Source organism: Streptomyces xantholiticus, from assembly GCF_014651015.1.
GTDB lineage: Bacteria > Actinomycetota > Actinomycetes > Streptomycetales > Streptomycetaceae > Streptomyces > Streptomyces xantholiticus.
Window position 1 is genome coordinate 1 of the sequence record NZ_BMWB01000001.1, and the last position, 12,327, is coordinate 12,327.

A 12,327-nucleotide genomic window follows, 5' to 3' on the forward strand; every position below is an offset into this window, starting at 1 on the left:
GCTCCGGCCGGACTTCTGGATGTGCTTGAGGCTCTCCCGGCGCGCCGAGACGGATATCCAGGCGGCCGGCTTCCCCGGATCCCTGAGCTTCCCCAGATGCTGGATGACCCGCATCCAGGTGGTCTGGCAGACATCCTCGCAGTCCGCCTCGCTGAGCCTGTGCCCGCGGGCTATGGCCCATATCAGCGGTGTGTAGCGGTCGACGATCCGATTCCAGCTCTCCTGACTTCCGGCCAGGCATTCGTCCACGAGCCGGTGCAGAGCACGATCTCCACGGCTCCCCCGTTGCCCATACGGTCGGCGCTTCGGCGCTGTCACACGACTGCGCGTGCGGCGACTCCCGATGAGTACAAAATCCAACTCAATAACCACCGTCCCCGACGCTACAGGCGTTGACCACAAGGCGCTGCGGGGGCCGCATGTCACTGCCCCTTGGCACCAGAACGGTCACGGTAAAATGAATCGACTTCCTCCACTTCGACAGCCTTCTCGCCTCCATCGTCCGCGTTCAGCGTCATGGTGAAGCTGATGCAAATTCATTGCAGACCGACAGTACCGGCGTACATTCGCTCCGCTATTCGTTGCCCGACCCCTCCGCCGGCCGGTGAGGACACTGCGGAGCCTCCGCTTCAGGCTCAGAGGCCGACGAGGCCACCGGATCCGCCGCATCGGGCGCGTCGTGCGCGAGCGGACAGCCGGCCCGCGCGGCGACCTCGGGCATCGTGACGTCCGGCGCGGCAACAGCCCGGGCTCCGGCGTCCGTCACCGGGCGGAGCGTCATACGGATGCCGTGCTTGGCGCGCAGCGAGATGTCCGGCTGCATCACGATCGGATGCCCGGGGACCATGTCGAGGTGGAAGCGCTGGAGCAGGCAGGCGACCACGATGGTCAGCTCCATGTTGGCGAAGGCCATGCCGACGCAGTTGCGCGGCCCGCCGGCGTAGGGCACGTAGGCGTACCGGGGACGGGCCGCGGCGCGCTCCCGGGTGAACCGCTCGGGATCAAAGCCCTCGGGATTGTCCCAGAACTCCGGGTTCCGGTGCGTGATGTACGTGCTGAGCAGCAGGAAAGAGCCTGCCGGAATGTGATATCCGCTCAGCACGTCGTCCTTCAACGGCATCCGCGCCACCTGCCACAGCGGCGGATAGAGTCGCAGCGCCTCCTGGATGAACAGCTTCAGGTACTTCAGCTGCGGCAGGTCCTCCATGGTCGGCGTCCTGCCGCCGAGGACCTTCTGCACCTCGGCCCTGGCCCGGTCGGTCTCCGCCGGACGGGTCGACAACAGATGGCATATCCACGACAAGGTTGCGGCCACCGTCTCGTGACCGGCGATGAACAGCGTCATCACCTGGTCCCGCAGCTGCTCGTCCGTCATCAGCCGGCCTGTCTCGGGGTCGGCGGTGTGCATCAGCATCGACAACAGATCCTGGGCATCGCCGTCGAGGGGCTCGGCGCGACGCTCGGCGATCAGCCGGTACACCGTGTCGTCGAGGAGCTTGCGTGCCGCCCTGAAGCGCCGGTTGCGCGGCGTCGGCACTTTCTCCGGGATGTCCGCCACCGCGATCAACTTGCCGTTGATGTGCTCCAGTTGCGTCGCCACCGCAGAACCGAGCGCCAACGCGTCCCGCGACCAGTCGGCCCGGAAGAGACAGCGCGCCAGGATTTCCAGGGTCAGGCTCTGCATTTCCGTGCGGGCGTCCAGCGTCTCGCCGTACCGGGCGATCCGGTCCCACCGCCCCAGCATCCGCTGGGTGCTGTCCACCATCACACCGGCGAACCGCTCCAGCGGCTCCCTGCGGAACGTCGGTGCGACCGTGCGCCGTTGCGCCCGCCACACCTCGCCCTCCGTGGTCACCAGGCCCTGTCCCACCGAGACCCCCACCTTGCGGTTGAAGTCGTCGGGGTGCGGATAGTTGTCGAAGTTGTCCGCCAGGATGTGCTTCAGGTCATCGGGGTGCGTGACCAGGACCACCGGCACCGGGCCACGGAACTGCACCAGGTCACCGTGGTCACGCCAGGCGCTGAGGAAGGTCTCCAGGGGGTTGCGGCGGAAGTCGAGCGCCGAGCCGAGCAGCGGCAGCCCCCGTGGCCCCGGTGGACGCCGCCGCGTACCGTTCGGACCTGGCATCACGCGGTTCCTTCCCCAGTGCTCTTGAAGTGCTGCAACCGCATCGGCATGCCTGCGCGCGGGTAGAGGAACACATTCGACGTCGGCTCGCAGACATGCCCGCCGGCAAGGCTCAGCCGGTAGTCCTGCAGCATCCTCGCGATGACCAGCGGCGCTTCCAGGACGGCCACCGACGAACCGGGGCAGAGCCTGGGGCCACGGGAGAAGGGGATGTATGCGTACAGCGGAGCACCGCCGGTCGCGCTCTTCTCGAACCGCTCCGGTCTGAAGCCCTCCGGGTTCTCCCAGAACCCCGGGTGACGGTGCATCAGATAGGGACTGATGAACACCTGCGACCCGGCGGGAATGTGATAGCCGCCGATCTCGTCGTCCTCCAGCGGGCTGCGTGACAGGGTCCACACGGACGGATAGAGGCGCAGCACCTCCTGGTAGAAGGCCCGCAGATAGCGGAGATGAGGCAGATCGGACGCGGCCGGCTCGCGGTCCCCGCACACCTCGGCGACCTCGGCACGCACCTTGCGCTCGGCCTCGGGGTGCCGCGAGAGCAGGGAGAACGCCCACACCAGGGACAGCGCCGTCGTCTCGTAGCCGCCGAGGAACATCGTCACGACCTCGTCGCGCAGTTGCTTGTCCGACATCCGCTCGCCGGTCCGCTCGTCCTGCGCGTTCAGGAAGCGGGTCAGCAGATCGTCCGGGGGCGCGGGGTCCCGGCGCCGCTCCGCGATGAGCCCGTAGACGAACGAGTCCAGGGTCGCCCGTGCCCGCAGGAAGCGCGAGCGTGCCCTGCTTGGCAGCGCCTGCGGCAGCTCGACGAAACGCTGCAGCCGTACGTTGGTGTACGCGTTGCAGATCCGCACCGCGCGGGCCAGCTCTCCCGCCCTGCTGCTCACATCGGTGCTGAACAGCGTCTGCATGACGATGGTCAGCGCCAGCCGGAACATCTCCGGCGTGATGTCGAAGGTCTCCTCACGCGTGGCACGACCGTGCCAGTCCCGTACGAGATCGCTGGTCGCGTCCACCATCGCAGGGCCGAATCCGGAGATGCGCGAGCCCTTGAAGGCGGGCTGGGCGAGCCGGCGCTGGCGGAAGTGGAAATCACCGTTACTGGTGAACAGGCCCTGGCCGACCCAGGGTTCGAACTTGCCGACGGACAGCGGGTCCTTGGGATAGTTCGGCTGCCGGTCGTCGAGCACGTGCTTGATGTGGTCCGGGTGCACGATCAGGAAAAGATTGCGTTTGCCCGGCAGCCGGAAGCTGACGATGTCGCCGTACTCCCGCCAAGCCCGGGTGAAGGTGCCGACCAGGTCGCGAACCAGGTCGGGGCCGCAGCCGACCACGGGATAGCCTGCTGGTCCCGGCGGCCGGCGGAGGTGACCGCTCAGGGTCGGACTCATGGTGCCTCGCTCTCCTGCTGGCCGGGGATCAGCGGTTGCGGATCTTGTGCTTGGCGACATGCAGGATGTTGCCGAACGTCAGCTTGAGGATCGCGCCCAGTCCGCTGCCCGGTTCGGGGGCCATCCCGCACTGCTCGACCAACGAGGCGGTGCTCTCCTCGTGCCACAGCTCGGAGAACTTGCCCTCACGGACGATGTGGAAGTCGAGCCCGGTCATCGTCATCCGCTTCCCGGTGCCCGGGAATCCGTACAGCTCACCGTGGAACGTGCCGGTCGCGGTCCAGCGGTCGACGACCCTGTCGCCCATGATCATCACATCGTCGAGGAAGAAGCGCAGGTCCGGGAAGGCATCGTGCATCAGCTGGACGGCAGCGCGGTGTCCGGCGGGCCCCTGCGGGCACCCGGGCAGCGGCATGTGGTCCTGCCAGTCGTCGGCGAGCAGCTCACGCTCGGTCTCGATGTTGTTCTGGTCCCACACCTCTTCGATGTAGCGGCGGGCCATTTCGTAGTACTTCTTGTCGAGGGAACCGTCGAAGTTGGCATCGGACTTGGTGTCCATGGACGCGGGACGGGACATCAGCAATCCTCTCGGGTGCGGCATCAGGGGAGAACTCGGGGAGTTGTACGGCTCACAGCTCCGGGCCGACATCGGTGACGCCGGCGGTACGCAGGATCTGCTGGGCGGTGTGGCTGCCGGAGACGATCACCCGGAGCGCGCTGGCCGCCTGCGCCCAGTGACCGGAGAGATAGAGCCCCTCGATCGGGGTGTGGTACGTGAGGCGCTTGCTTCCCGCCTGCGCCGGGGTGTTCTCCCAGCCGTACGCCGCACCGCGGTGGTTGCCCGTGAAGCGCTCAAGGGTGAGCGGCGTCGAGCTGGAGACGAAGGTGAGTCCGTCCTTGAACCCCGGGTAGAGCCGCTCGATCAGGTCGAGGTACTTCTCCTCCAGCTTCGGCTTCAGCTCCGACCACGGCTCAGGGCCCTCGTACGGTGCCAGCGCCGTCGAGGTGACCAGGTGCTCTCCGGGTGGACCGAGACTCGGATCGAGGAGCGTGGGCACGACCACCACGGTGGCCGGGGCCTCGCCCTCACAGAACCCGGCGAAGTTGGCGTCGTGGTCGTCGGATTCGTAGATGAAGGTCTCGTGCGCTCCGCCTGCCGCCGCGATGTCCAGGGTCGTGGCGGCGTACACGACGAACATGGACATGGAGCCCTTGAGCGAGCGCAGCCTGCGGCTGTACGCCTTCGGCAGGTGCTCGAGCCCGACCAGGTCGTGGAAGGTGTGCGTGGCATCAGCGTTGGAGATCACGATCGGCGCGCGCAGCTCCTGCCCGCCGGCGAGGACCACGCCCTGGGTGCGGCCGTCCTGGACGAGGATCTTCTCGACCGGTGAGTTGGCGACGATCCTGCCGTTGTCCCGCTCGATCGCCGTGGTGAAGGCTCTGACCAGATGCTGGAAGCCGCCCTTGCAGTGGTAGAGGCCATGCATCTGGGTGTAGAGGAAGCGGGCGAAGAGCTCGAAGGAGAGCTGGGACGGCGGCAGTCCCATGTACGGCCAGCCCGCGCTGCAGAACGCTTTGCAGCGCGGATCCTCGATGTACTGGTCGAGCACGTCCCCGAGTGTGGACATCCGGTTCCGGAAGAGGGTGGGGAACTTCTCGACGGCCCGGCCCAGTTCCTGCGGCGTCAGCTGCACGGGCACTTGGTGGGCCTCTTCGAGGAACGTCGCGCACAGGCCGAAGAAGCCCCGGATCCCCTCCTCCTCGTGCGGAAAGAGCTTGATGTGCGACTCGATGAACGCCTCGGAACCGAAGGGGGCGTCCAGGACGTCGCCGTCGATGACCACCCGGTACAGCGCGTCGGACTCGACGAAGTCACACATCTCACGCACGCCGAGGTAGCGCAACAGGACGTCGATGGTCCCGCCCTCGGCGGCTCCCGGCACGACATGGATGGCCGGGTCGTAATAGCGGTCGCCGGCCCGGAAGGCATGGGCGTACCCCCCGATTCCCTGTCCCCTCTCGGCCACCAGGACACGCCGCCCGAACCTGGCCAGGAAGGCCGCAGCAGCCAGGCCTCCCAGACCGCTGCCGACGACGATGACGTCGTAGTCGGCCTCGGTGGCGGGTGGTTCGTTCGTCGGCATGACTCTCCCAAGGTGTTGACGTGATGTGCTGGTCTCGGCAACCGATTCACTGACGAAGATCTGCACCGGCCACCAGAGATGCTCCTTCGTCCGTGCTGACGCCTGCCGTTTCGGCCGGGCCGCCACCGGCAGGGTCCCGCCGAACCGCCCGTCGCGGGGGCAGGCGCGAGTCCGGCCGATATGGCCTGGGACCTTCTTTCGGATCAAGTTGGAGAAGCGTTCGGTACCTGTCGTCGGAGCGACGCCGACGACAGGGTCCGAACGAGAGGCCTTACCGCCCGCTGCCCCGGCGTGCCTTGCGCCTCAGCCAGGCGAACCGGGCAGCGCTGGTGAAGGTGTGGGCGAGTTGCCCGAGCGGGCCGGTATTCCGTGGCGGTACGACACCCAGCTGGGTGAGCATCCCGAGGTAGTCGGCCTCCTGGTGGAAGTCGATGAGGCGGCCCTCGTCGTCCCAGTGCACGATCAAGATCTCGTCCAGCTCGACCCGGCGTCCGGTGGGCGGGATGCCCATCAGCTCACCGAGTTGGGTGCCGGTGAACCTGACGCGGCATGCCACGTACTGGCCCTCCGCGATCAGGTCGATCAGCTCGAGGCTGAGATCCGGCTTGGCCTGCCACAGATGCAGCATCAGCTCTTTGAACTCGTCGTTGCCGAGCGGGGGGCGCCCCGGCAGGTAGTACCGGGCGTCGGGCCGGGCGAGCTCGTCGAGAACGGTGAGATCGCGTTTGTCGAAGGTGCGCGCGGCCAACTGGCGCGTCCTGGCCTTGAGGTTCGGGCGAGCGCTGTTGCCCGCCGCGTTCTGGACGGTGGTCCCTTCGGACGTGGTCATGCCGTGTGCCCTCCCTGGGCGGCGTTCCGGGCCCGGCTCGCCTTGGCTGCTCTGCCTGCCTTCGCCTGGAGCACCGCGAAGCGGGCCATCAGCCTGAAGGTGTGTGCGATCTGGCCCAACGGCCCCGCACCGTCCGGCGGGGTGAGTCCGAGCTGTTCGAAGGTGCCGATCTCGTCGGCCTGGTACCATACTTCGGCAATCCTGTCGCCCTCGAACCGCAGCACGGTCGTCTCGCTCCTGCGGACCGGAAGGCCCGTGGGCGGGACGCCCATCAGTTCGCCGTGCTGGGTGCCGGTGATCTCGGCCCGCATCACCACGCGGTCGTCCTCCTGGATCAAGGTCAGCTGCCGATGGGCCAGGTCAGGCAGAGCGCGGCGGAGTTCTGCGGCCATCCGCTTGTAGGCGGCGGTGCCGCGCAGATCGGGGACGCCGGGGTAGTGGCCGACGAAGTCCGGGCTCAGATACGTGTCGGCGGCGCTCAAGTCCCCTTTGTTCCAGACGAGGTCACTGAGTTCCGCAACGCGCTTCTTGAGGTCGGGCTCTTCGGTCTCTGCTGTGTGTGCCATCAACAACCTTCCGGGCGGAAGCGGGCGCTTGCCCCACTGCCCTACTGATCCGGGCGGCACGCTGGCAGATACAGCGCGTCCCGCCGCACCTGACCACCGACAAGATCAGCGGAACTCGGCAATGGGCTCTGCGGACTCGGTGAACATCCGGCCCAGCAACCCGTCGGGCACGGCCGAGACCAGCGGGTTGCGCAGGGCGGGCGTCAGCTGCTGCATCCGGCGCAGCCCGCGGGCCCGTTTGTACGTCTTGGCCACCCGCTCGTAGCGGTCCGCCTCATAGCGGCGCAGAGCGGCGACCGGGTCGCCTGCTGCGGTCAGCCTGCGGGCCAGCACCCCGGCGTCCTCGACCGCCAGGCAGGCGCCCTGGCCGACTGTCGGCAGGACGGGGTGGGCGGCGTCACCGAGCAGGGTGACCCTGCCTCGGCCCCAGGCACGGCCGGGTGCCCGGTCGCGGGCCGAGTCGCGCCACATCAGGTCCTCGGGAGTGGCTTGCACCAACTCCCTCACCGTCTCGGACCAGCCGTCGCCGCCTGGCGGGGCGTCGGCGGGTGCCTGCATGAACCAGTAAGTTCGCTCACCGGGCAGGCCGAGGATCCCACAGACGCCGGTCGGTCCGAACACCACGTCGAACCCTGGAAACTTGGGGCTGCCGCCCGGGGACACGCCTTGCCAGCCGGACATCGACGGACTGCGCGGCTCCGCGTGGCCGGGCGGCAGCATGGCCTTGCGGACCGCGGAGCCGACCCCATCGGCGCCGACCACCACATCGGCGCTCAGCGTCTCACCGTCGGCGAGGGACACCTTGCCGTCCTCAGTCACGGACACGACCTCGGCACCGAACCGCACGGGTACGCCGGACACTTCGCCGAGGGCGCGCACCAGGTCGGAGTGGGTGACGCCCAGGCCGGCGACGCCGTACTGCCTGAGCCAGCGACTCAGGTCGATCGTGGTGACGGTGTGCCCCGCGGCTGTCTCCATCCGGGCCTGGTCGAAGGGCTGGGCCACCGTGCGCACGGCATCGAACATGTCCTGGCCGAAGGAACGCAGCGCCATGGCGGCGTTGGGCCAGAAGGTCAGCCCGAGCCCGATGCGAAGCTCCGCCGCGCGTTCCAGGACGGTCACTTCGGCATCACTGCGGCGAAGCATGCCCGCGAGCGCGAGCCCGCCGATCCCTCCGCCCACGACGATCACATGCAGTCTAGACATCGATATCTCCAGCGTTTGGGAGTGGGGAGGACTGCTCGTCGCCGTCCGGTTGCCTACAGGGACGCGGCCTTCGTCTTTGCGCTGTCCTCTTCACCGGCCGTCGCGGCCGCCGTTGCTTGCGCCGCGGCGGCCGCCCGCGCCCGCCGGCCCGGGAGTACGACCAGTGCGACGAGCACGCCGGCCGCAGTGACCGCAGCCCCACCGAGCATGGCGTCACCAAGCCCTCCGGCGAACGCCTCGCGAGCGGTATCGAGCAGCACCCGCCCCTGTTCCCCCCCGATGGACGACGCGACTGCCGTGGCGGCACCGATCGAGTCGCCGGCCGCATCCGCGGCGGGACCCGGCAGCCCGTCCAACCCGGGCAGCGCGTCCCGGTAGGACGTGGTGAGCACACTGCCGACCACGGCGATGCCCAGTGCGCCACCGACCTGCATCGCCGCATCGGTCACCGCGGATCCGGCCCCGGCCTGGCCGGACGGTGCGGCCGACAGCATGGCGTCCGCCGAGGCCGGCATGCCGAGCCCCATGCCGAGGCCGAAGAGGGCGAGGCTCGCCAGAATCCGGCCCTCCGACTCGACCCCGGCCCCTGCGGTCAAGGCCAGCGACGCGGTGACCAGCACAAGGCCAGCTGCCACGGCCCACCTCAGGCCGATGCGCTCCACCAGCTTCGGCGAGAGGGGGGCAGCAACGATGATCGTGGCGATCGGCAGCAGCCGCAGGCCTGCCCCCAGCGGTTCGTACGAGAGCACGAACTGGAGGTACTGGGTGAGAACGAACAGCATGCCGTACATACCGAAGGAAATGGCGGTGATGACGGCTGCGGCACCGCTGAACCGGGCGTCGCGGAACAGCTCGGGTTGCAGCATCGGATGCGGGGCACGCCGCTCCCACAGGACGAACGCGACCAGCAGCAGCGCGCCGGCGGCGAGCGAGCCGATGATCACCGGGTCGCTCCAGCCGTTCCTGGACGCTTCCACAAGTCCGTAGACGAGCGCGACCAGGCCAAGGACCGAGAGCAGGGCGCCGAACAGGTCGAGTCCGGGGTGCTCCTCGTTGCGCGACTCGGGGATCAGCCACAGCGCCGCGGCGAGGGCCACGATCACCACCGGGACGTTGATGAGGAAGACGGAGCCCCACCAGAAGTGCTCGAGCATCAGACCGCCGACCACCGGGCCGAGCGGCACGCCGAGTGCCGCCGTACCGGCCCAGATGCCGATGGCCTTGGCCTGTTCCTCGGGCGGGAACACGTCCTTGATGATGGACAGCGTGGCGGGCATGATCATCGCTGCCCCGACGCCCATCGCGGCGCGCAGGACGACCAGTGTCGTGGAATTGTCGGCGAAGGCTGCTCCCACCGAGAACCCCATGAACAGCAGGAGTCCGACGAGGAGCAGCCGCTTGCGCCCGAAGCGGTCGGCGAGGGTGCCGCAGAGCAACAGCAGCCCGCCGAAGGCCAGTGTGTAGGAGTCGACGATCCACTGGAGTTCGGTGCCGGTCGAGCCCAGGCTGGTCTGGATCTTCGGCAGCGCAAGATTGAGGATCAGGTTGTCCAGGCCGATCAGGACCAGGCTGAGGCACAGCACGGCCAGGATCTGCCAGCGGCGCCGGTGGACGGATGAACGTTCCATGGTCAGTTCTCCTTCGGGTGGCATGGGTACCGCGCCGGAGAAGGGAGGGACAGCTCCGTGGCGTCTCCCCCCGTCCCAAGATCCACGCGGTGGTCGGCTGGATACAGCGGGGAGCCGGGGTGCCGGGCCGCGCGCTCGGCACAGTGGCCGACGGCCTCGAGCCGGGCGCGGCTGATCAGTCCGCTGAAGGGCTTCCAGTGACTGACCGGAAGCCGGACATCCAGCCGCCCGGCCTGCTGTCCCCCGCCCATTCGGCCCCCTGTCTCGAGCGTCGGCGACATTACGATACCGCAGTTCCGGAACTCGAGTGCCGTATATTGGTGTCATGTTGAAATCGGGACCACGACAGGGCCGCCCGAGAGACAGCCAGATCGACCAAGCCGTCCTGAAGGCCGCACGCGAACTGCTCGCCGAGTCCGGCTACAGCCGTGTGACCATGGACGCGACCGCCGCCCGCGCAGGCGTCGGCAAGGCCGCGATCTACCGGAGGTTCGGCTCCAAGGCGGAGCTGCTCTTCGCTGCGGCAGTACACGACATGGACATCGAGCCCCCCGCGGACTCCGGCTCGCTGCGCGGGGATCTGCGCGCGATGGCCCAGATCATCCACGGGCGCCTCGCCACACCCGCGGCCCGCGAAGTGACACCGGCGCTACTGGCCGAGGCGTCCCGCGACCCCGCCCTGGCCGCCCGCCTCCAGAGCACGTTCGTCGCCCGGGAGCACAGGGACCTCGAAGTGATCATGGAGCGCGCCCACCGGCGCGGCGAGCTCTCGCGGCCGGTGGATCCCGCACTCGCCCATCTGCTGCTGGGCGGCCCCCTCTTCGTCGCGCTGCTCGTCCTCACCGGTCCACTGGACGAGGGCCGTCTCGACGACATCGCGTCGGTGATCGCCGCGGGGCTCATCGCCCACACCGCCGGGCCCTCGCGGTCAGGGTGACCGGAAGGTCAGGGCTCACGGCCCACCAGCAGGACCGCCACCGACAGCACCGCTCCCAGCGGGGCCGGCTTGCGCCTCCTGGGCGCCGGATCGTCGGGCTGCCCGAGGCCGAGGTGCTCGACCTCCTCGCCGCGGCACGGGACGAGCCCGCCGACCGGGCCGCGTACCTCATGCTGATCGGACGGGATGCGCCGGGCGGCCCTCCTCACTGCGGTGGCGTGACCGAGTCGAGGAACCGGGCGGTGTGGACGCGTCCGGCGTACTCGACGAGGCGTACCAGGACCTCCTTGCCGGAGTCGCGTTCCCTGGCGTCGCACAGGACGACGGGCGTTCCCTGGTCGAGGTCGAGCGCGCACGAGACGTCCTCGGCGGCGAAGGTCCGGGCACCGGGGAAGCAGTTCACCGCGACGACGAACGGGATCCGGCGGTGCTCGAAGTAGTCGACGGCCGGGAAGCAGTCGCACAGCCGCCGGGTGTCGGCGAGGACCACCGCGCCAAGGGCCCCCTGGGACAGTTCGTCCCACAGGAACCAGAAACGGTCCTGGCCCGGTGTCCCGAACAGGTACAGGGACAGCCCGGCACGGATCGTGATCCGGCCGAAGTCCATGGCGACCGTCGTCGTGGTCTTGCGGTCGACGCCGTCCGTGTCGTCGACCGTGCTGCCGACGCTGCTCAGCTGTTCCTCCGTCCGCAGCGGCCGGATCTCGCTCACCGCGCCGACCAGGGTGGTCTTGCCGACGCCGAAGCCGCCGGCGACCAGAATCTTCAGCGCGAGGGCGGTGGTGTCCTCACCGGGGCTTGCCAGGGTCTGGGAGTCCATCGGTAGCTTCTCTCCGTGGTGAGTGGTACGGGATAGGAAATCGGTTGGCGGGCCGGCAGCGGCCGACCATGATCGGCGCATGCATGTCTTCCTGGAGACCGACCGGCTGACGCTGCGCGCCTTCACCGACGTCGACGCAGGTCAGGTGCGCGGCATCGTGGACGACGCCGAGGTCATGCGCTACATCAACGGCGGCCGTCCTTCTCCGCCCGAGGAGGTGGAGGGCGAGTTGATGCCGCGTTTTCTGCACCGTTACCCCTGCCTCGGTGGGCGGCCGGGCTTCTGGGCGGCCCAGGACCGCGCATCCCGCAGCTTCCTCGGCTGGTTCGTCCTGCGTCCCGAGGCCGACGACAGCTGCCGGGAGGTCGAGCTGGGGTACCGCCTGGGCCGGACGGCATGGGGCCGCGGGCTGGCGACGGAAGGCTCGCGCGCGCTCATGCACAAGGGCTTCTCCGAGCTGGGGGTCGAGCGGGTGACGGCCAACACGATGACCGTCAACACCCGTTCACGCCGGGTGATGGAGAAGGCCGGCATGAGCTTCGTGCGCACCTTCTTCGAGCAGTGGCCGGACGTGATCGAGGGCTCCGAGCTGGGGGATGTCGAGTACGAGTTGACCCGGGCGGAGTGGGAACGCCGGCGGGAGTTCCGACCCGGAGCCCGGTGAGCGCCCCCCGC

General features: G+C 68.8%; 13 protein-coding genes. 2 read left to right on the plus strand and 11 right to left on the minus strand.

Translation table 11 applies throughout. The features are described from left to right. From IE198_RS00005 to IE198_RS00045, 9 genes are all read right to left on the minus strand, one after another. Positions 1-249 (minus strand): RNA polymerase sigma factor (locus IE198_RS00005; protein WP_229833648.1); only part of this gene is annotated, 249 nt, incomplete at its 3' end. A 325-nt stretch (positions 250-574) separates the two neighbouring features. Continuing rightward, positions 575-2,128: a cytochrome P450 gene (locus IE198_RS00010; RefSeq protein ID WP_189881338.1), complete on the minus strand. Its 1,554-nt coding sequence runs from the start codon at positions 2,126-2,128 to the stop codon at positions 575-577. Beyond that, positions 2,128-3,522, minus strand: coding sequence for a cytochrome P450 (locus IE198_RS00015; RefSeq protein ID WP_189881340.1), 1,395 nt, complete (start codon positions 3,520-3,522; stop codon positions 2,128-2,130). The genes IE198_RS00010 and IE198_RS00015 overlap by 1 nt, the downstream gene beginning before the upstream one ends. Before the next feature lie 28 nt (positions 3,523-3,550). Continuing rightward, a complete protein-coding gene (locus tag IE198_RS00020; protein ID WP_189881342.1) occupies positions 3,551-4,099 on the minus strand; it encodes an ester cyclase in 549 nt (182 codons plus the stop codon). A gap of 52 nt (positions 4,100-4,151) precedes the next feature. Then, the gene (locus IE198_RS00025; RefSeq protein ID WP_189881344.1) at positions 4,152-5,666 is read right to left on the minus strand and encodes a phytoene desaturase family protein; all 1,515 of its coding nucleotides are present in this window, start codon (positions 5,664-5,666) and stop codon (positions 4,152-4,154) included. Positions 5,667-5,937: 271 nt separating this feature from the next. Then, on the minus strand, positions 5,938-6,495 hold the full coding sequence (locus IE198_RS00030) for an ester cyclase (protein WP_189881346.1): 558 nt from the start codon (positions 6,493-6,495) through the stop codon (positions 5,938-5,940). Then, entirely contained in the window at positions 6,492-7,061 is a 570-nt protein-coding gene (locus IE198_RS00035) for an ester cyclase (protein ID WP_189881348.1), read from the minus strand. The genes IE198_RS00030 and IE198_RS00035 overlap by 4 nt, the downstream gene beginning before the upstream one ends. A 105-nt stretch (positions 7,062-7,166) precedes the next feature. Next, the gene (locus IE198_RS00040; protein ID WP_189881350.1) at positions 7,167-8,267 is read right to left on the minus strand and encodes an FAD-dependent monooxygenase; all 1,101 of its coding nucleotides are present in this window, start codon (positions 8,265-8,267) and stop codon (positions 7,167-7,169) included. 53 nt (positions 8,268-8,320) lie between these two features. Beyond that, positions 8,321-9,895 (minus strand): DHA2 family efflux MFS transporter permease subunit, encoded by a 1,575-nt coding sequence (locus tag IE198_RS00045; protein WP_189881351.1) that lies wholly within the window; start codon positions 9,893-9,895, stop codon positions 8,321-8,323. 325 nt (positions 9,896-10,220) lie between these two features. Between IE198_RS00045 and IE198_RS00050 the strand changes: the two genes are divergently transcribed. After that, the gene (locus IE198_RS00050) at positions 10,221-10,832 is read left to right on the plus strand and encodes a TetR/AcrR family transcriptional regulator (RefSeq protein ID WP_189881353.1); all 612 of its coding nucleotides are present in this window, start codon (positions 10,221-10,223) and stop codon (positions 10,830-10,832) included. A gap of 8 nt (positions 10,833-10,840) precedes the next feature. Here IE198_RS00050 and IE198_RS00055 read toward each other — a convergent pair whose 3' ends face one another. Both IE198_RS00055 and IE198_RS00060 read right to left on the minus strand, forming a co-directional pair. Then, positions 10,841-11,041, minus strand: a complete 201-nt coding sequence (locus IE198_RS00055; protein ID WP_189881355.1) for a hypothetical protein — start codon at positions 11,039-11,041, stop codon at positions 10,841-10,843. Beyond that, positions 11,038-11,652: a GTP-binding protein gene (locus IE198_RS00060; protein ID WP_189881357.1), complete on the minus strand. Its 615-nt coding sequence runs from the start codon at positions 11,650-11,652 to the stop codon at positions 11,038-11,040. The genes IE198_RS00055 and IE198_RS00060 overlap by 4 nt, the downstream gene beginning before the upstream one ends. 79 nt (positions 11,653-11,731) lie before the next feature. Between IE198_RS00060 and IE198_RS00065 the strand changes: the two genes are divergently transcribed. Then, positions 11,732-12,316: a GNAT family N-acetyltransferase gene (locus tag IE198_RS00065; protein ID WP_189881359.1), complete on the plus strand. Its 585-nt coding sequence runs from the start codon at positions 11,732-11,734 to the stop codon at positions 12,314-12,316. The last annotated feature ends 11 nt before the right edge of the window (positions 12,317-12,327 follow it).

Bases quoted from the DNA above. Each gene is read 5' to 3' on its own strand.
- IE198_RS00040 (WP_189881350.1), bottom strand. From the start codon at position 8,267: ATGTCTAGACTGCATGTGATCGTCGTGGGCGGAGGGATCGGCGGGCTC.
- IE198_RS00050 (WP_189881353.1), top strand. From the start codon at position 10,221: ATGTTGAAATCGGGACCACGACAGGGCCGCCCGAGAGACAGCCAGATC.
- IE198_RS00025 (WP_189881344.1), bottom strand. From the start codon at position 5,666: ATGCCGACGAACGAACCACCCGCCACCGAGGCCGACTACGACGTCATC.
- IE198_RS00030 (WP_189881346.1), bottom strand. From the start codon at position 6,495: ATGACCACGTCCGAAGGGACCACCGTCCAGAACGCGGCGGGCAACAGC.
- IE198_RS00045 (WP_189881351.1), bottom strand. From the start codon at position 9,895: ATGGAACGTTCATCCGTCCACCGGCGCCGCTGGCAGATCCTGGCCGTG.
- IE198_RS00020 (WP_189881342.1), bottom strand. From the start codon at position 4,099: ATGTCCCGTCCCGCGTCCATGGACACCAAGTCCGATGCCAACTTCGAC.
- IE198_RS00015 (WP_189881340.1), bottom strand. From the start codon at position 3,522: ATGAGTCCGACCCTGAGCGGTCACCTCCGCCGGCCGCCGGGACCAGCA.
- IE198_RS00035 (WP_189881348.1), bottom strand. From the start codon at position 7,061: ATGGCACACACAGCAGAGACCGAAGAGCCCGACCTCAAGAAGCGCGTT.
- IE198_RS00060 (WP_189881357.1), bottom strand. From the start codon at position 11,652: ATGGACTCCCAGACCCTGGCAAGCCCCGGTGAGGACACCACCGCCCTC.
- IE198_RS00010 (WP_189881338.1), bottom strand. From the start codon at position 2,128: ATGCCAGGTCCGAACGGTACGCGGCGGCGTCCACCGGGGCCACGGGGG.
- IE198_RS00065 (WP_189881359.1), top strand. From the start codon at position 11,732: ATGCATGTCTTCCTGGAGACCGACCGGCTGACGCTGCGCGCCTTCACC.